Source organism: Streptomyces cavernae (genome assembly GCF_004023625.1).
In the GTDB taxonomy this organism is placed as follows: Bacteria; Actinomycetota; Actinomycetes; order Streptomycetales; family Streptomycetaceae; genus Streptomyces; species Streptomyces cavernae.
Genome location: NZ_RPDJ01000037.1, coordinates 38,330 through 55,774, shown reverse-complemented (window position 1 = coordinate 55,774; position 17,445 = coordinate 38,330). Strand labels below are relative to the sequence as shown.

Annotated in this window: 15 protein-coding genes; 5 read left to right on the top strand and 10 right to left on the bottom strand. The window is 71.9% G+C overall.

What is annotated here, in order from left to right; all coding sequences use genetic code 11:
* Positions 1–158: 158 nt before the first annotated feature.
* Positions 159–440 (bottom strand): acylphosphatase, encoded by a 282-nt coding sequence (locus EF387_RS36675; RefSeq protein ID WP_128380932.1) that lies wholly within the window; start codon positions 438–440, stop codon positions 159–161.
* Between the two features lie 129 nt (positions 441–569).
* On the opposite strand from EF387_RS36675, the gene EF387_RS36670 reads away from it, so the two are divergent.
* Positions 570–1,811 (top strand): CAP domain-containing protein, encoded by a 1,242-nt coding sequence (locus EF387_RS36670; protein ID WP_128380931.1) that lies wholly within the window; start codon positions 570–572, stop codon positions 1,809–1,811.
* Positions 1,812–1,982: 171 nt separating this feature from the next.
* Entirely contained in the window at positions 1,983–2,405 is a 423-nt protein-coding gene (locus EF387_RS36665) for a winged helix-turn-helix transcriptional regulator (protein ID WP_162467265.1), read from the top strand.
* 23 nt (positions 2,406–2,428) lie between these two features.
* On the opposite strand, the gene mutM is transcribed toward EF387_RS36665, so the two are convergent.
* The 8 genes from mutM to recG all read right to left on the bottom strand — a co-directional run bounded on the left by mutM (position 2,429) and on the right by recG (position 10,014).
* The gene (gene mutM, locus EF387_RS36660; protein WP_128380929.1) at positions 2,429–3,295 is read right to left on the bottom strand and encodes a bifunctional DNA-formamidopyrimidine glycosylase/DNA-(apurinic or apyrimidinic site) lyase; all 867 of its coding nucleotides are present in this window, start codon (positions 3,293–3,295) and stop codon (positions 2,429–2,431) included.
* Between the two features lie 70 nt (positions 3,296–3,365).
* Entirely contained in the window at positions 3,366–4,223 is an 858-nt protein-coding gene (rnc, locus tag EF387_RS36655; RefSeq protein WP_128380928.1) for a ribonuclease III, read from the bottom strand.
* A 19-nt stretch (positions 4,224–4,242) separates the two neighbouring features.
* Positions 4,243–4,416: a 50S ribosomal protein L32 gene (gene rpmF, locus EF387_RS36650; RefSeq protein ID WP_007493396.1), complete on the bottom strand. Its 174-nt coding sequence runs from the start codon at positions 4,414–4,416 to the stop codon at positions 4,243–4,245.
* A 2-nt stretch (positions 4,417–4,418) separates the two neighbouring features.
* Positions 4,419–5,063 (bottom strand): YceD family protein, encoded by a 645-nt coding sequence (locus EF387_RS36645; protein ID WP_128380927.1) that lies wholly within the window; start codon positions 5,061–5,063, stop codon positions 4,419–4,421.
* Positions 5,064–5,275: 212 nt separating this feature from the next.
* Positions 5,276–6,367 carry an ATP synthase F0 subunit B gene (locus EF387_RS36640; protein WP_128380926.1) on the bottom strand — a complete coding sequence of 364 codons (1,092 nt, stop codon included), beginning with the start codon at positions 6,365–6,367 and terminating at the stop codon, positions 5,276–5,278.
* 115 nt (positions 6,368–6,482) lie between these two features.
* On the bottom strand, positions 6,483–6,962 hold the full coding sequence (gene coaD / locus EF387_RS36635) for a pantetheine-phosphate adenylyltransferase (RefSeq protein ID WP_202918484.1): 480 nt from the start codon (positions 6,960–6,962) through the stop codon (positions 6,483–6,485).
* A gap of 26 nt (positions 6,963–6,988) precedes the next feature.
* The gene (gene rsmD / locus EF387_RS36630) at positions 6,989–7,603 is read right to left on the bottom strand and encodes a 16S rRNA (guanine(966)-N(2))-methyltransferase RsmD (protein ID WP_128380924.1); all 615 of its coding nucleotides are present in this window, start codon (positions 7,601–7,603) and stop codon (positions 6,989–6,991) included.
* A gap of 212 nt (positions 7,604–7,815) precedes the next feature.
* Complete coding sequence (gene recG, locus EF387_RS36625) at positions 7,816–10,014, bottom strand: ATP-dependent DNA helicase RecG (RefSeq protein WP_128380923.1); 2,199 nt, start codon at positions 10,012–10,014, stop codon at positions 7,816–7,818.
* A gap of 213 nt (positions 10,015–10,227) precedes the next feature.
* On the opposite strand from recG, the gene EF387_RS36620 reads away from it, so the two are divergent.
* Positions 10,228–12,069: an HSP90 family protein gene (locus EF387_RS36620; RefSeq protein ID WP_128380922.1), complete on the top strand. Its 1,842-nt coding sequence runs from the start codon at positions 10,228–10,230 to the stop codon at positions 12,067–12,069.
* Positions 12,066–15,032, top strand: coding sequence for a tetratricopeptide repeat protein (locus tag EF387_RS36615; RefSeq protein ID WP_238431905.1), 2,967 nt, complete (start codon positions 12,066–12,068; stop codon positions 15,030–15,032). Before EF387_RS36620 ends, EF387_RS36615 begins: the two co-directional genes overlap by 4 nt.
* A gap of 110 nt (positions 15,033–15,142) precedes the next feature.
* Here the strand turns inward: EF387_RS36615 and EF387_RS36610 are convergent, their stop codons facing one another.
* A complete protein-coding gene (locus EF387_RS36610) occupies positions 15,143–16,885 on the bottom strand; it encodes a DAK2 domain-containing protein (protein WP_420802659.1) in 1,743 nt (580 codons plus the stop codon).
* A 324-nt stretch (positions 16,886–17,209) separates the two neighbouring features.
* Between EF387_RS36610 and rpmB the strand changes: the two genes are divergently transcribed.
* Entirely contained in the window at positions 17,210–17,395 is a 186-nt protein-coding gene (rpmB, locus tag EF387_RS36605; RefSeq protein ID WP_003993230.1) for a 50S ribosomal protein L28, read from the top strand.
* Positions 17,396–17,445: the final 50 nt, after the last annotated feature.

Below are 17,445 nucleotides of genomic sequence, written 5' to 3'. Positions count from 1 at the left end.
CTGCAGCTCTCGCGGGGCCGGCAGGGCGTGGCGATCATCCTTAAGGGCGGAGCCTCCCACGGCCGGCGGTTCTTGGCAACCACCAGGCGGTTTCTGCCCCGGGCAGATGCCCCGGGCCTGCCCCGGGCGCCCCAACTGCGGGGTCCGGGCGACCGGCCTCAGCGAACGGCGAAGCCTTCGTAACCCCCTCGCGGCGTGTCCCAGATCTCAGTGACACCGTCGACCCGGCCGGGTGTGTCGTCGCCCCGGAGCCAGTCGAGGAGGCGCTCGCAGCCGCCGCGGGAGCCCTCGGCGACCACCTGGACCCGTCCGTCGCCCAAATTGAGAGCAAAACCACTCAGGCCGCCGATCTCCAGCGCCTTGGCCCGTGTGAACCAGCGGAAACCCACTCCCTGGACGCGTCCGCGCACCCACGCGACCATTCGCACATCCTCGCTCATGGGTGCACGCTAACCGGCCAAAACCCCTGGGGGCACTTCGCTCCCCTGCGTCATGAGGTACCGTCCCCTGCCAATGAACCTCACTCGTACGAGTGAGGCGCGTTGACCGAGGACCAGGAAGGCCAGGACATGGGACGCCACCGACGCTCCGCCGCCGGACGCGCCGCCACAGGCCGCGCCACGGGGGTCACGGATACGTACAGCACCACCACGCACGGCTACTCGGAGCAGTACTCGAGTGGCCGGATCGAGGACTACGCGGGTAGCGCCTCCGAGGAGTTCGACGACGAACCGTACATCGGTGGTTACGGCGTCGACCCGCAGGCAGGTCGTTCCCTGACGGATACGTACGGAAACCTGTCCATTGTTCACACGGATGCCTACGGAAACGTGTCCGCCGTTCAGCCGGAGCCGATGACGCTCGTCCAGGAGCCGGTGACCGCCGTGTCCTCGGGTCTTCCCTTGGTGCCTCGGCAGCGCACCGGCGGCGTCGCGGGTCAGCCGCGGCCGACGCTGGGCCGCCACCCGGAGGCCGTCGCGGCCGGGCCGAAGGCCTCGCACCGCAAGCCGAAGACCGTGACACCGGTGCGCACGGGCCTGCTCGGGGTCTCCGCGGCCGTCGCACTGGGCACGGCCGCGGTCGCCTCCGGACTGATCCCGGGCGCCGAGAACTACTCGCTGGGCGGCAACAACTCGGGCAAGGTGCAGTCGACGGGCACCCTGCCCAGCGGTCTGCACACCGACGGCGGCGCGAGCGAGGCCGTCGAGGAGCGCCAGGACTCCGGCACCAGCAGGGACGCTCAGCGCACCACGACGCCGACCACGACGCCGTCACAGGAGAAGACCGAGGAGCCCTCGGCGACGCCGTCGACGAAGGCGCCGTCGGTCGAGGAGAAGACCACCGCGCCGAAGCCGGAGCCGACGGAGGAGAAGGAGAAGGCGGAGGCGGAGGCGGAACCTCCGAAGGTCTCCCTGCCGGCCCAGGCTTCCGAGACGGCCGCGGCGGCGGCCGAGGTGCTGAAGCTGGTCAACGAGGAGCGGGCCAAGGTGGGCTGCAGCCCACTGACCAAGTCGGGACCGCTGGCCAAGCTCGCGGAGGCCTTCAGCGACGACATGGCCGCGCGTGACTTCTTCGACCACGTCGACCCGACCGGGGCCGACCCGTGGGACCGGGCGGCGGCGGCCGGCATCACCAGCCTCGGCGGCGAGAACATAGCCCGCGGCCAGGGCACCGCGCAGGCGGTCATGGACGCCTGGATGAACAGCCCCGGCCACAAGGCCAACATCCTGAACTGCGACTTCAAGACGCTGGGAGTGGGTGTGCAGTTCGGCGACGGCGGACCGTGGTGGACCCAGGACTTCGGCTACTGAGCCGAGCGCGCAGGCCTGCCGGTTACCGTCCGCTCGCCCCGCCAGGGCTCTGACAGGAGGTCGGGCGCTCGGCGGCGGGGCCCCTGCACTGACTCACTGCCGATCCGCCGGGCACTAACCGAGAGACAGCGCACTTCCCCAGGTAGCGCTGTGCGGGCGTACAGTGAAGGAATGGACATCACCGCGTCCGAGGAGCGCCGTCAGGGAGATCTGTCGGAGAGCTCCGCGGAGAACCTGGCGTACGACGTGTTCTCGCGCGCCTGCCCGTCTCGCGCGACGCTGGAGCACGCCACCGGCCGCTGGGGCGCGCTCACCCTGGGAGCGCTGTACGAGGGCTCGCTCCGGTTCAACGCGCTGCGCCGGCGGGTCGACGGTGTCAGCGAGAAGATGCTGTCGCAGACCCTGCACGCCCTGGAGCGCGACGGCCTGGTCCACCGCGAGGCCCAGCCCACCAACCCGCCCCGCGTCGACTACGAGCTGACGCCCCTCGGCCGTGAGGTCGCCGGGCGGCTGCTCAACCTCATCGAGTTCGTGGAGGGCCGCATGGACGACGTCATGCGTGCCCGGGAGCGCTACGACTCGGCCCGCGAATAGGAAGGGCCGCGCGGAGCGCTCGGTCAAGGGCGAGGGCGGGAGACCGGTGGGCGCTGACAGCGCGGGCAGAAGTAGCTGGAGCGGTTCATCCAGGACCGCCGCCTCATAGGCGTCCCACAGCGCCGGCAGGGTTCGTCCTCGCGCCCGTAGGCGTCCAGCGACCGGTCGAAGTAGCCGGACTCGCCGTTGACGTTGACGTAGAGGCTGTCGAAGCTGGTGCCGCCGACGGCGAGCGCGGCGTTCATCACGTCGCGGACATGGCCGAGCAGTGCGGCGGTCCGGGGCCGGGTGAAGGTGGCGGTGGGCCGGTCGTAGTGCAGCCGGGAACGCCACAGCGCCTCGTCGGCGTAGATGTTGCCGACGCCGCTGATCAGCGACTGGTCCAGCAGGGCGCGCTTGATCGTGGTGCGACGCCGGCGCAGCGCGGTGTGGAAGGCGGCATCGTCGAAGAGCGGGTCGAGCGGGTCCCGGGCGATGTGCGCGATGACGTCGGGCAGCCCTTCGGCAGTGTTCTCGTGCAGGGAGAGCCCGCCGAAGGTGCGCTGGTCGACGAAGCGCAGCTCGGTGCCGAGCGGGTCGTCGAAGCGGACGCGGATGCGCAGGTGCTTCTCGTCGGGCGCGTCGTGCGGCTGGACCAGGAGCTGTCCGCTCATCCCCAGGTGGGCGAGGACGGAGGTGGTGGTGTCCTCGACGGGCAGCCACAGGTACTTTCCGCGGCGGCTCGGGGTGCCGATGCGGTGTCCCTTGAGCCGGTGTGCGAAGTCCTCGCCTCCGGCCGCATGACGTCGTACGGCACGCGGGTGCAGCACCTCGACGTCGGTGACGGTCCGGTGGGCGACCCACCGCTCGAGTCCCCGCCGTACGACCTCGACCTCGGGCAGTTCGGGCATCTTCGCTCCCCCACGCACCATAACGCCCGCCCCGGCCGGGGCGGGCGTTCGGTTCTGTTCGTTTCCGTTGTCAGGCGGATGCCGAGGGGGTGTCTGCGATCCCCCCGGCCGGTGCGGTGGCTTCATCGGCCTCGGCGGCGGCCTCGGCAGCTGCCTCGGCGGTCGCCTTCGCCTTCGCCGCTGCCGCGCGTTCGTCCGCCGCGGAGCGGATGGCGCGCCAGGCGGACTCCGCCGCCTGTTGCTCCGCTTCCTTCTTGCTGCGGCCGGTGCCGGTGCCGTACGAGACGCCTCCGACGCGGGCGGCAGCAGTAAAGGTCTTCTCGTGGTCCGGGCCGGTCTCCGTGACCAGGTACTCGGGCACGCCGAGTCCCTCGGTCGCGGTGAGTTCCTGGAGGCTGGTCTTCCAGTCCAGGCCGGCACCGAGGTTCGAGGACTTCTCGATCAGCGGGTCGAAGAGGCGGTGCACCAGCTCCGCCGCCGAGTCCAGGCCCTGATCGAGGTAGACCGCGCCGATCACCGCTTCGAGGGTGTCGGCGAGGATGGATGCCTTGTCCCGGCCGCCCGTACCCTCTTCGCCCCGGCCGAGCCGGATGAAGGAGCCCAGGTCGAGACCGCGGCCGACCTCCGCCAGCGCACGCGAATTGACCACCGCGGCCCGCAGCTTGGCCAGTTGGCCCTCGGGCAGGTCCGGGTGGGTGCGGTACAGCGTGTCCGTGACGACCAGACCGAGCACGGAGTCCCCGAGGAACTCCAGCCGCTCGTTGGTCGGCAGACCGCCGTTCTCGTACGCGTACGAACGGTGTGTCAGCGCACGCACCAGAAGGGCGGACTCGAGCTTGTAGCCGAGCCGCCCTTCCAGAAGCGTGTGGGACGAGGCTGTGTTGTCCGCCTTCTTCCTGGCGTTTGAGTCCGCCTTGGCGTCAGACATCAGACCTCTCACCAGCCGCTCAGACCTCGAGGACCTGGCGCTTGTTGTAGGTGCCGCACGACGGGCACGCGATGTGCTGCAGCTTCGGCTCGTGGCAGCGCTCGCACGCAACCAGGGTGGGGACCGCAGCCTTCCACTGCGACCGGCGGTGGCGCGTGTTGCTGCGCGACATCTTCCGCTTCGGAACAGCCACGGCTACTTCTCCTGCTTCTCGTCGACGCCCGGTTCGGCGCCGCTCTTGTCGTCCTTCTCGCCGTCCCTCATGGTGCCGGCGAGTCCCTGCAGTGCCGCCCAACGGATGTCGACGGCGTCGTGATGGTGGTCCGGGTCGTCCGCGAGCCGTGCCCCGCACTGGGAGCACAGGCCCGGGCAGTCGTCCTGGCACACCGGCTGCATGGGCAGTGCGAGCACCACCGCATCGCGCAGCACGGGCTCGAGGTCGAACATGCTGTCCTCGAGGAAGAGCCTGTCCTCGTCGTCCTCGGCGTCGTCGCCGGCGTCCGCGTGATGGCGGCCCCGGTCGTCGGCGTCAGGGTACGAGAACATCTCCTGGAAGTCCGCTTCGAGCTCCAGCTCAAGCGGCTCCAGACACCTTACGCACTCCCCCTTGGCGACGGCACGGCCGGTGCCGGTGACGAGCACACCTTCCATGACCGACTCCAGGCGGAGTTCGAGCTCCACCGGGGTGCCTTCCGGCACTCCGATGACCCCCTGGATACCGAGATCCTTGGGGGCGTCGACCGTGCGGGTCAGGCGCCTCAGCGCACCAGGCCGCCGCCCCAGCTCGTGTGTGTCGAACACGAGAGGGTTGCGGTGGTCGAGGCGGGCGTTCAGGGCCATTCCTGCTTTCGGTCTTCGAAACTCTGGGGGTCGCGGCCCTCGTTCCGGGCAGCGGTGATCGCGGACGCCACGAAAACAGCGTTAGCGTACGTGCGACCGAAGAGCCAGGATACCGGTCCATGCCCGCTCGGCCCAATTCGGCCCCGGACCCCGGCCCCGGACCCCGCCCGGGACTGATCCGACGAATGCGCCGAGCGGTCCCCGGCGAATCCTCAGCGCCCCTGTTCGTACGCCCGTAGCTGCTCGGCGCTGATCATGGTGGTGTCGAAGAAGCTGGTCTCGTCGAGGGCGCCCGGCTGCCGCTGGGTCTGGCCCGCCTGGGTCCCCGGTTGCTGTTGGTAACCCTGGCCGTGCCGGTCGTGGCCGTACGCGGCCTGCTGGTCGTATCCCTGCTGCTGGTACGTGGCGGAGGCGGCGTACGGGTCGGCCTGCTGGTAGCCGTACGGGTCCTGCGCCGCGTACTGCTGCTGGTACGCGTAGGGGTCCTGGCCCTGCTGGTACGCGTAGGCGTCCTGCCCGCCGTGGTACTGCGGCTGGGCGGGGACGGCGGCCGCGGGCTGCTGCTGCACGGGCCCCGCCTGCCCCGCTTCGGCGAGATCGGCGAGGAACTCCGCGTCGGTGGTGTGCTGGGCGGGCGTTCCGTCCTCGTCCAGGGCGAGCGAGCCGAGGTCGTCGGTGGCGATCCGGCCGTGCAGCTTCTCGCGGCCCCGGCCGACCGCCTCCAGGGTCTTGGCGAGGACCGCCTCGAAGGCGCCGAGCTTGGCGTCCACGTACTGGTCGGCGGTGCGGCGCAGCGTCTCGGGGTCGTGGCTGCGCTCGGGAGCGTCCTCGTCCGCGTAGCCGTGCTCGTCCAGGCCCGGTCCCGTGCCGAGCAGCTTCTCCCGGCCGCGGCCGACGGAGCCGAGGGTCTTGGTGAGGACGACCTCGAAGTTGGCGAGCTTGGAGTCGACGTATTCGTCGGCCTCGGCGCGGATCTCCTCGGCCTCCCGGCGGGCCTCGGCGAGGATGCGGTCGGCCTCGGACTGGGAGCGGCGGGCGATCTCGGTGTCGGAGATGAGCGAGCCCCGCTCGGCGCGGGCGTTCTCGATGATGCGGTCGGCCTCCTGGCGGGCCTGCGCGATGGTCTGGTCGCGGTCGCCGATCAGCTCCTGGGCCTGGGCGAGGGAGCCGGGCAGGGCTGCCCGCACCTCTTCGAGCAGTGCGAGCAGCTCGGCGCGGTTGACCACGCACGAGGCGGACATGGGCATGGACCGGGCGCTGCCCACCGCCGAGACGATCTCATCGAGCTTCTTCTGCACGTCCACCGGGCGCTCGCCACTCTCTACGGATGTGTTGGAGACGGACGGGACGACTGTACGGCCAGTCGTCGCCGGGCCGACACCGGATGACACGGGGTCACCTACGGCCCCGTACGGCACGTCATTTCTTGCCGAGGCGCTCGTTGAGGGCGTCCAGGACCACGCCCGGGACGAGGTGGGAGACGTCGCCGCCCCAGGCGGCGACCTCCTTGACCAGGGAGGAGGAGAGGAAGCTGTAGGTGGGGTTGGTGGGGACGAAGAGGGTCTCGACACCCGAGAGGCCGTTGTTCATCTGAGCCATCTGCAGCTCGTAGTCGAAGTCGCTGACCGCGCGCAGGCCCTTGACGATGGCGGGGATGTCGCGCTGCTTGCAGAAGTCGACGAGGAGGCCGTGGAAGGACTCGACCTCGACGTTGCCGTACTCGGCGGTGACCGCGCGGATCAGCTCGATCCGCTCGTCGACCGTGAACAGACCCTTCTTGGACTGGTTGATCATCACGGCCACGTGCACGACGTCGTACAACTTGGAAGCACGGGCGATGATGTCGAGGTGTCCGTTGGTGATCGGGTCGAACGACCCGGGACAGACGGCGCGGCGCAACTGAGGTCCCTCGCTCTCCGGTCCGGTCATGATGCGTCTTCGCCGGCGTCGGCTTCGTCGGCGGCAACTTCGCTGTGGGCGGCGCGACCGTACCAAAACGTCCCCTCGCCGTAGCGACGGGCCCTGAGGGCCTCGAAGCCGTCCGGCCACCGGAAATCACCGCCCCTGGTGCTGCGCTCCACGGTGACGAGGGCGTCACCGGCGAGCCAGCCCCCGGTCCGGAGTGTGAGCAGAATCTCCCGAAGATCGTGGTCGGAGACGGCGTACGGCGGGTCGAGGAAGACGAGTTCGTACGGGGCCGGGGGCGCCGAGGCGCGAATGATCTGTTCCGCTTTGCCCGACCTGACCTCGGCGCCCGTCAGCGCGAGCGACTTCACGTTCTCGCGAACGGTGCGCACGGCGCGGGGGTCCGCCTCGACCAGGAGGGCGTGCGCGGCGCCGCGTGACAGGGCTTCCAGGCCGACCGCGCCCGAGCCCGCGTACAGGTCGAGCACGCGCTCGCCCTCCAGCGGTCCGCCGAGCAGCGACTGCCAGGTGGAGAAGAGTCCCTCGCGGGCGCGGTCCGAGGTGGGGCGGGTGCCGTTGCCCGGCGGGACGGCGAGTCGGCGTCCGCCGGCTCTGCCGGCGATCACGCGGGTCATGGGGTCCTGGTCCTTTGCGTTCCGGGGTACTCCGGGGTGAACGCTGCCAGTCTCGCAGTCTTTGCGTGGCTGCGGGGTGCCGGGCTTCGCGGATCTCCCGGCCCCTCCCGCGTTCGACGAGCGGGGATCCGGGGCGGAGCCCCATAGCCCCCGGGGGGCGGAGCCCCATAGCCCCCGGGGGGCGGAGTCCCGTAGCCCCGGGGGCGGGTTCCTCACCCCTTCTCCAGATACTGCTCGCGCTCCTCGTCCAGCAGCGCGTCCAACGCCGTACGCAGTCCGGGAAGCCCAGCAAGCTCAGGATCGGCGGCCACCACGGCGGTGGCCTCCTCGCGGGCCTCCGCGATGATCTCCTCGTCGTCTATCACCGTCAGCATGCGCAGCGAGGTGCGCGCACCGGACTGGGCCTGGCCGAGGACGTCGCCCTCGCGGCGCTGTTCCAGGTCGAGGCGGGAGAGTTCGAAGCCGTCGAGGGTGGAGGCAACGGCGCCCAGCCGGGCGCGGGCGGCGCTCGCCTCCGGCATCTCGGTGACCAGCAGGCACAGTCCCGGCGCCGAACCCCGCCCGACCCGGCCGCGCAGCTGGTGGAGTTGGGAGACGCCGAAGCGGTCGGCGTCCATGATGACCATCACCGTGGCGTTCGGTACGTTCACGCCGACCTCGATCACCGTCGTGGCGACCAGCACGTCCGTCTCTCCGACGGCGAACCGGCGCATCACGGCGTCCTTGTCGTCGGGTGCCATCCGGCCGTGCAGGACCTCGACCTTCAGCCCCTGCAGGGGCCCGGCCGCGAGCCCGTCCGCCACCTCCAGCACGGCCAGCGGCGGCCGCTTCTCCGCCTCGTCCTCCGGCGACTTCTTCCTGGCCTTCCCCGGGGTGTCCTCCTCGTCCCCGATCCGCGGGCAGACCACGTACGCCTGGTGGCCGTGGGCGACCTCCTCCCGGACCCGTTCCCAGGCCCGGGCCAGGAAGTGCGGTTTGTCGGCGGCGGGCACCACATGGCTCGCGATGGGCGAACGTCCGGCCGGGAGCTGGTCCAGGACGGAGGTCTCGAGATCGCCGAAGACCGTCATCGCGACCGTGCGCGGAATGGGCGTGGCCGTCATGACGAGGAGATGCGGCGGCTGTTTGCCCTTGCCGCGCAGGGCGTCACGCTGTTCGACGCCGAACCGGTGCTGCTCGTCGACGACGACCAGACCGAGGTCGTGGAACTGCACCTTGTCCTCGATCAGGGCGTGGGTGCCGATGACGATGCCGGCCTCGCCCGTCGCGAGGTCGAGCAGGGCCTGCCGCCGCGCCGCAGCGCCCATGGAACCGGTGAGCAGCACCACCTTCGTGGAGTGCTCCGCCCCGCCGAGCATCCCACCCTCGGCCAGTTCCCCCATCATCTCGGTGACCGACCGGTGGTGCTGCTGCGCGAGCACCTCGGTGGGCGCCAGCATCGCGGCCTGTCCGCCGGTGTCGACCACGGCGAGCATGGCGCGCAGCGCCACCATCGTCTTGCCGCTGCCCACCTCTCCCTGCAGCAGCCGGTGCATCGGGTGCTCGGTCGCCAGGTCGTCGAAGATCTCCTTGGAGACCTTGCGCTGGCCCTCGGTGAGCGTGAAGGGCAGCCGGGCGTCGAAGGCCGTCAGAAGGCCGTCCGGCCGGGGGCGGCGGGCCACGGCCGGAAGCTGGGTGTCGGTGAAGCGGCGGCGGGCCAGGGCCACCTGGAGGACGAAGGCCTCGTCCCACTTCAGCCGGGACCGGGCCGCGGCCACGTCCGCCTTGGTCCGCGGGCGATGGATCTTCTCCAGGGCCTCGGGGAGCGGGATCAGACCGCGGCCGTCACGCAGGGAGGGCGGCAGCGGGTCGACCGCCTCGCGCGCACTGGGCAGCACCGTGTCGACGGACTTGGCGATCTTCCACGACTCCAGCTTGGCGGTCGCCGGGTAGATCGGGATGAGGGCGCCCGCCCAGCTGTCCACCGCCGCGCCCGCCTCCTCGCCGTCGCCGCGGAGCAACTCGTAGGCCGGGTGGGCCAGCTGGAGCTTCCGGTTGAAGACGGAGACCTTGCCCGCGAACATCGCGCGGGTGCCCGGCAGGAGATCTTTGTGCGGCTTGTGGACTCCCCTGCCGAAGAAGACCAGTTGGAGCTGTCCGCTGCCGTCGGTGATGACCACCTCGAGTCGCTGCCCGCTGCCGCCGCCGAACTTCAGGACCCGGGCGCTGGCGACCTGGGCCACGACCGTGACGTGTTCGTCCAGCGGCAGGTCCGACAGCCGGGTCAGCTCGCCGCGCTCCGCGTACCGCCGCGGATAGTGGTGCAGGAGGTCTCCGACGGTGTGCAGGCCGAGGTGCTCGGCCATCACCTTCGCGGTGGCGGGGCCGATCACCTTCTTCAGCGGTGCTTGAAGTGCAGACACGAGATCCATTGCACACCACACCACTGACAAAGCCGTAGACCCGTCGGGCCGGGTCTCCGGCCGGGTGTCCGGCAGCGTCCGCGGCTCCCTAGCCTGCGTGTATCAGGAATCCGCTGGTCAGGGCGATCGTTCCAGGCCTAGGATGGCGCGCCCCGACCTCCTTCGCGGTCACGGCCGCCCGACCCCTGCGCCGTCGCCCGTCCCCCCACCGGCGCTGCGACGATGGATCCTCAGACTCAGTCACCCGAAACTCGGTCACCCCATACGTTCCAGGTCGACCTGCGCGGCCTCGTGGACCTCCTCTCCCACCACCTCTACTCCAGTCCCAAGGTCTATCTGCGCGAACTGCTGCAGAACGCCGTGGACGCGATCACCGCTCGGCTCGCCGAGCAACCGGGCGCGCCCGCCAGAGTCCGGCTGCACGCGGCGGACGGCGCGTTGCGCGTGGAGGACTCCGGCGTGGGTCTCACCGAGACGGACGTCCACAACCTCCTCGCCACCATCGGACGCAGCTCCAAGCGCGCGGACGGCGCCGACGGCCTGGAGTCGGCGCGCTCCGACTTCCTGGGCCAGTTCGGCATCGGTCTGCTGGCCTGTTTCGTGGTGGCCGAACGCATCCGTGTGGTGAGCCGTTCGGCGCGTACGCCGGACGCCCTCCCGGTGGAGTGGACGGCGCGGGACGACGGCTCGTACACCGTCCGTACGCTGCCCTCCGAGGCCCGGCCCGAGCCGGGCACCACCGTGCACCTGGTGGCCCGCGCGGGTGCCGCCGAGTGGCTGTCGGAGGAGCGGGTGCTCGGCCTGGCGCGGGACTTCGGCTCACTGCTGCCGTACGACGTGCGGGTGGGCGACCAGCCGGTCACCGAGCTGCCGGCGCCCTGGGACCGGCCGTATCCGAGCCCGTCGACCCGGCGGGTGGCGCTGACCCGGCACTGCCACGACCTGTTCGGCTTCTCACCCCTGGACTCGATCGATCTGGACGTGCCGGTCGCCGGGATCCGCGGGGTCGCCTACGTCCTGCCGACCGCGGTCTCGCCCGCCCAGCGCGCCACCCACCGGGTGCACCTGAAGGGCATGCTGCTCACCGAGCGGGCCGAACAACTGCTGCCCGACTGGGCCTTCTTCGTGCGCTGCGTCATCGACACGGACACGCTGCGGCCCACGGCATCGCGTGAGTCGCTGTACGAGGACGAGACGCTGGCGGCCGTACGGGAAGCCCTCGGTGAAAGGATTCGGTCCTGGCTGACGGGGCTCGCGGCAGGCGATCCGGAACGGCTCGCAGCCTTCCTGTCGGTGCACTACCTGGGTGTGAAGTCGCTGGCCCGGCACGACGCGGAGATGCTGCGCACGATGCTGCCGTGGCTGCCGTTCGAGACGACCGACGGACGGCTGTCGCTGGAGGAGTTCGCACAGCGTCACCCGATCGTGCACTTCACCCGCACCGTGGAGGAGTACCGGCAGGTCGCGCCGATCGCCTCCGCGCAGGGCGTCGGCGTGATCAACGGCGGTTACACCTACGACAGCGAGCTGGTGGAGGCGCTGCCGAAGGTGCGTCCCGGGACGGTGGTCGCGGAACTGGACGCCGACACCGTTACGGCCCATCTGGACGCCGTGGACCCGGCCGAGGAACTGGCGATGGCCGGGTTCCTGGCCGCCGCGCGCGCCAGGCTGGACCCCCTGGGCTGCGATGTGGTCCTGCGTTCCTTCCACCCGCTGTCGGTGCCCGCCCTCCATCTGGACGACCGGGCGGCGCGTCATGAGCAGGCGCGGGCGGACGCCGAGGAACGGGCCGATGACCTGTGGGCGGGCATCCTCGGCTCGCTGCGCGGCAGCGCGCCGCGCGCCCGGCTGGTGCTCAACCATCTCAACCCACTGATCCGGCGGGTCAGTTCGCTCGCCGACCCGGAGCTGATCGGCACCGCCACCGAGTCCCTGTACGGGCAGGCCCTGCTGATGGCGCAGCGGCCGCTCAGGCCGGCGGACACGGCGCTCCTCAACCGCTCGTTCATCGGCCTGCTCGAGTGGGCCACCCACACCAACTCCGAGGAGGACGGCCGCCGATGAGCGAACTCCCCGGCGTCCACGGCGTCCCGGCCGCCATGGACTTCGACGCGCTGCGCGAGGCCATGCAGGAGAACTACGAGCAGCCGGAGGGCCCGGCGCGCAACGCCCGCGCCGAGCAACTGCTCGTGGAGGCCGAGAAGCTGAACATCCCGCTGGCCGTGATCGAGGCGCTCGGGCACCAGCTGAAGGTCTACAACTACAGCTCCGAGAAGGACAAGATGTTCGTCCCGTTCGCGCGGCTGCTGCGCATGTGGGACGAACGGCCCGAGGACTTCGACGAGTACGAGATCCACTCCCTGCACTGGGTCTTCAAGTGGATGTCGGCCGGGATGCTGAGCCAGCCGCACATCCCGCTCGCCTCCATCGAGAAGTGGCTCGGCGAGATGGAACACCGCTACCGGCTCGCCGGGCACACCGAACGGGCCGTGCGCAGTGCCGAGTTCAGCGTCGCGAACCACATCGGCGACCGAGCGCGGGCCGAACGCGCCTACGCGGCGTGGCTCGCCGCGGACCGGGACTCCATGGCCGACTGCCACGCCTGCGAACTGCACGACCAGGGGTGGTGGAAGGCGCTGCTGCGGCAGGACGCGGAAGCCCTGGAGCTGTGGCGCCCGGTCCTGGAGGGCGAGTACAGCTGCGCCCACGAGCCGCACGCCGTGCTCGCCTCCTCGCTGCTGCCGCTGCTGCGGCTGGGCCGGCTGGACGAGGCACGCGCCCATCATCTGCGCGGCTTCCGGCTGGTGCGGGCGATGGAGAGCATGCGCGGCGCGTACGCGGACCACGTGGAGTTCTGCGCGCTGACCGGGAACGAGGCCCGGGGCCTGGAGCTGCTGGCCGAGCGGCCCGCGTACTTCACGGACACCGGTGAGCCGCGCTCGCACATGGACTTCCTGGCTGTGGTCGCGTTGCTGACGGACCGTCTGGTCAGCCTCGGTCTCGGTGAGCAGACCGTGCCGGGCCCGGCGGGCCGCACCTGGACTGCCGCTGAACTCGCCGCCCACGCGCGCGTGGAGGCGCTGGCGCTGGCGGCCCGGTTCGACGAGCGCAACGGCACCTCGTACATCTCCTCCCGGATCAAGGAGCGGATGGAGCAGGAGCCGCTGGTGGAGCGGCTGCCGCTGGGGGTGCGGAGGACGCGCACGGTCACGGCGTCCGTACCGAAGCAGCCGGCTCCCCCCGCCCGGGAGAACGAGGAGCGCGGGGAACGCGACCTGACCGAGCTGCTGGCCGAGGCCCGCCGCCTCTCCGCGGCCATGAACCCGGCTTCCGTGGAGGCGTGGGCGGCGGTGGCACGGGAGGCCGAGGCCGCCGGTGCGGAGCTGGACGTCCGGGACCGCGCGGAGATCGCCGACCACTCGGCGATGGGGCTCGGGCCGGACGGCGTGGAGCTCTTCGCGGAGGCCGCGCGGTTGTACGAGGAGGCCGGCGACCTGGGCGAGGCGCTGGCGGCACGCGCGCGGGGCGCCTGTGTCGTGGCGCTGAACGGACGGCTGCCCGAGGCGCTGGAGGCGATCGCGGAGCCGTACGAGCGTGTGCTGGCGCTGTACGCCGAGGGCGGCACGGACGTCCGGCAGGTGGCCTCGGTGCTGGTGGGCCGGGCCCGGATCCTGATGCAGCGGGCACACGGGGCCACACAATCCGTCGACGACGAAGCCGTGGTGACGGCCGCGGCGGCCGCGCAGGAGCTCCTGGACCTGGTCGGGCCGCACACCGACGAGGTACGGCTGGCTTCGCGGGCCGCCGAGGCGCACGGGATGCTCGGGGAACTCGCGGCGCACGTCGGGGACGCGGAGGCGGCCGCCGGGCTGTTCGCCGAGACGTCGGCGGCGTACGTGGCGGCCGGACTGCCGTGGTTCGCGGTGGAGTACGAGGCCCGGCTGGCCGGTCTCGCGAGCCACCTGGGCGACATGGAGACCGCGGAGCGGGCGTCCCGAGCCGCGCTGGAGCACGGCGCGGGCCAACTGGAGCCGATGGGCCACGCCCAGCTCAATCTCCAGCTCGCGGAGATCCTCGGTTCCAGCGGACGTCTCGGGCCCGCGGCCGAGCACGCGCTGGAGGCGGCGCACTGGGCCGACGAGGCGGGCGAGAGCGCGACGTTCGGCGCCTGGGCCCGGCACCAGCTCGGCGGTTTCCTGCTGCGGCTGGGCCGGTTCGCCGAGGCCGCTGAGGTGCTGGAGTCGGCGCTGCCCGACCTGACCGCCGAGACACACGGCGACGGGGCGATCGTGCAGACCCAGTGGTGGCTCGGCGACTGCCACACCGAGCTCGGGGAGCACCGCCAGGCCGCCGAGCAGTGGCTGCGCGCGGCCGAGATCGCCCGGCACTGGCCGGAGCAGCGCGACCACGCGATGCTCGCGCACCTGGCCGCCGAGGCGCTGGGCCACGCGGGTCTGCCAACCGAGGCGGTCCGGGCCTACGAGCGGGCCGGTGAACTGTGGCGGTCCCTGGGCAATGTGCACGGCCTGGTCCGTTCCCTGCGCGCACGCGCGTGGGTCGCGGCGCAGGAGGACGACGGGGTGGCCGCGGCGCGTGAGCTGATGGGCACGGCGGCGCAGGAGTGCGAACGGGCGCTGGCCGCCGGTCCGGCGGACGGCGAGGAGTCGGTGCTGGCCGAGCTGGCCAACACCCACCGGCAGTTCGGTGATCTGATCGCCCGGTCCGTGGCGGACGAGTCCGACGACGAGGTCCAGAAGGCGTTCGAGGAGGCACTGGACCACATGTCCCGGGCCGCCGCGGGCTTCGCGGCGCTGGGGGCCGGGGCGCTGGACAGCCGCACGGGCGCGGAGCTGGCCGCGGGCTGGCTGGAGGCCGACCTGGGGCGCATGGACGCCGCGGCGGAGCGCGCGCGTTCGGTGCTCTCGGCGTACGCGGACGCCGGGGCGGAGGCCGCCGACGATGAGACGGCGCGGGCGAGGACGGCCGAGGCGGGGCGGTTGCTGGAGGTGGCGGAGGGGCAGGCCTAGGCGGTCGCTGAGGGCCGGCACGGGCCGTGATGGGTGGGGTGGGCGTTCACGCTCTCCCCCCCACCCGCCCCGTACATGCGTGGGCGCCACCCGCCCCGTACAGGTGGGGGCTACTCCACGCCGATCAGCAGCAGCGCGCCCTGCCGCCCGCCCCGGTACACCACCGTGTCCACCGCCAGGTACGACTCCCTGACGTGGGTCTCCAGGTGTCCGACCACGGACTCGGGAGCCGTGTCGCCCAGCACCAGGGTGACCATCTCCCCGCCCGCCGAGAGCATGCGGTCGAGTACGGTCTCGGCGGTGGCGGTGACGTCGGAGCCGATGACCGCGACGTCCCCCTCGATGAGGCCCAGTACGTCACCGGCCTGACAGATGCCGGCCATGGTCCAGGACTGCCGTTCGGCGATGGCCACCTCCGCGTAACGGGTCGCCCCCGCGGCCGAGGTCATCGACACCACGTCCTCGTCGAACCGGCGCTCCGGCTCGTGCACGGCGAGCGCCGCGATGCCCTGGACAGCCGAGCGCGTGGGGATCAGTGCGACCCGGACGCCCTCGGCCCGGGCCTGCTCGGCCGCCGCGGCGGCGGTGTGGCGCAGGTCGGCGTCGTTGGGCAGCAGCACCACCTCGCGCGCGTGGGCCCGCCGTACCGCCTCGACCAGCTCACCGCTGGCGGGCGGCTCGCCGGGCCGGGCGAGTACGGTCGTCGCTCCCGCCTCGGTGTAGAGCCCGGCCAGCCCCTCGCCCGGCACGACGGCCACCACGGCCCGCTGAGTACGCTCGCGGGGCGGCCGGCTGCCCGCGGTGTGCGCGTCACCGGCACCGAAGTGCGTGATCCGGATCCGGTACGGCCGCCCGGCCTCGACACCGGCCTCCACGGCGGCCCCGGCGTCGTCGACGTGCACGTGCACGTTCCACAGTCCGTCCCCACCGACGACGACGAGCGAGTCCCCGAGGCCGTCGAGCCGCTCCTTCAGCCGCGCCACCGCCGTGTCGTCGGCCTCCAGCAGATAGATCACCTCGAAGGCGGGGCCGCCCTCGCCTGCGTGCGAGGCCGCGTCGAGGCCCCCTTCGGCCAGGCCGGACAGGCCAGGCAGGCCGGATGGGGCGGACAGGTCGGTCAGGTCGGCTGGGTCGGACGGGGGCGCCCCGTGGCGTGCGGTGGCTGGCCCGGCGACCGGCCCCGGTGCCTCGCCGGTGAGCGCCTCCTTGAGGGCCGCCAGGACGGTCACCAGGCCCCGCCCACCCGCGTCCACGACTCCCGCCCGCCTGAGGGCCGGAAGTTGTCCCGTGGTCGCCGTGAGGGCCGCTCGGGCGCCGTCGTAGGCGGCGCGGGCGACGACGCCGCAGTCGCCCTCTGCGCCGTGGGCCGCGTCGGCGGCGGCCGAGGCCACCGTCAGGACCGTCCCCTCCACGGGGTGCGCCACCGCCTCCCGCGCGGACTGTGCCGCGTGCCGCAGCGCGAGCCGCAGCGCCGGTCCGTCGATGTGCGGCGCCCCGCCGTCGGCGGCGAGCACCTGTGCCATGCCACGCAGCAGCTGCGCGAGGATCGTGCCGGAGTTGCCCCGGGCCCCGATCAGCGCTCCGTGCGCCATGGCCCGCACGGCCTCGGCGAACGACGGCCGTTCGGCGCCGGCGTTCTCGCGGACGGGGCCACCGACCTCGTGTCCCGCGAACACCGCCTCCACGGCCTGGGTGGCCGACTCCAGGGTCAGATAGAGGTTCGTCCCGGTGTCCCCGTCCGCGACGGGATACACGTTGATCGCGTCGATCTCCTCGCGCGCCCGCCCGAGCGCGTTGAGCGCGAGCCCGCACCAGGCGCGCACCGCGACAGCGTCGAATGGCACCTGCGGCACCTGCGCCTCCCAGAGCAGCTGAACTGGACGCAGAGTAGCCTCCGGAAGGGGTTCCTCCGGAAGAGGGGCCCGGGAGGGCCGGGCCTCGGTATGCCCTGGGCGGGGCTGGGACAGTGGCTGGGGCGGGGAGCTGGGGCGGGGGCCGGAACGGGGAGCCCCCGGAGCATGGTAATTTCCTTCTACGGACGCAGCCGTTATATGCTGCTCCGGTTGCCCGAACCAGTTCGGGCCTTCCCCTGGCACCGCCACTCGGATCTAGTTGATCCTGATCCCGGCATGCCGGGATCAAACCGTAAGAGCATCTGAAGTCTTTGGAGTGACCCCGTGGCTGCCAACTGCGACGTCTGCGGCAAGGGCCCGGGCTTCGGCAACAACATCTCGCACTCGCACCGCCGTACGTCCCGTCGCTGGAACCCGAACATCCAGCGTGTGCGTACCGTGGTCGGTGGGACGCCGAAGCGCGTGAACGCTTGCACCTCGTGCATCAAGGCCGGAAAGGTCTCGCGCTGACGACCGGCTAGCGCACGGCCACCAAGCCGGTCCACCTCGGGTGGACCGGC

Excerpts from the sequence above, each read along its gene's own strand:
- EF387_RS36675 (WP_128380932.1), bottom strand. The coding sequence starts at position 440 with ATGAGCGAGGATGTGCGAATGGTCGCGTGGGTGCGCGGACGCGTCCAG.
- EF387_RS36670 (WP_128380931.1), top strand. The coding sequence starts at position 570 with ATGGGACGCCACCGACGCTCCGCCGCCGGACGCGCCGCCACAGGCCGC.
- EF387_RS36665 (WP_162467265.1), top strand. The coding sequence starts at position 1,983 with ATGGACATCACCGCGTCCGAGGAGCGCCGTCAGGGAGATCTGTCGGAG.
- mutM (WP_128380929.1), bottom strand. The coding sequence starts at position 3,295 with ATGCCCGAACTGCCCGAGGTCGAGGTCGTACGGCGGGGACTCGAGCGG.
- rnc (WP_128380928.1), bottom strand. The coding sequence starts at position 4,223 with ATGTCTGACGCCAAGGCGGACTCAAACGCCAGGAAGAAGGCGGACAAC.
- EF387_RS36645 (WP_128380927.1), bottom strand. The coding sequence starts at position 5,063 with ATGGCCCTGAACGCCCGCCTCGACCACCGCAACCCTCTCGTGTTCGAC.
- rsmD (WP_128380924.1), bottom strand. The coding sequence starts at position 7,603 with ATGACCCGCGTGATCGCCGGCAGAGCCGGCGGACGCCGACTCGCCGTC.
- recG (WP_128380923.1), bottom strand. The coding sequence starts at position 10,014 with ATGGATCTCGTGTCTGCACTTCAAGCACCGCTGAAGAAGGTGATCGGC.
- EF387_RS36620 (WP_128380922.1), top strand. The coding sequence starts at position 10,228 with ATGGATCCTCAGACTCAGTCACCCGAAACTCGGTCACCCCATACGTTC.
- EF387_RS36615 (WP_238431905.1), top strand. The coding sequence starts at position 12,066 with ATGAGCGAACTCCCCGGCGTCCACGGCGTCCCGGCCGCCATGGACTTC.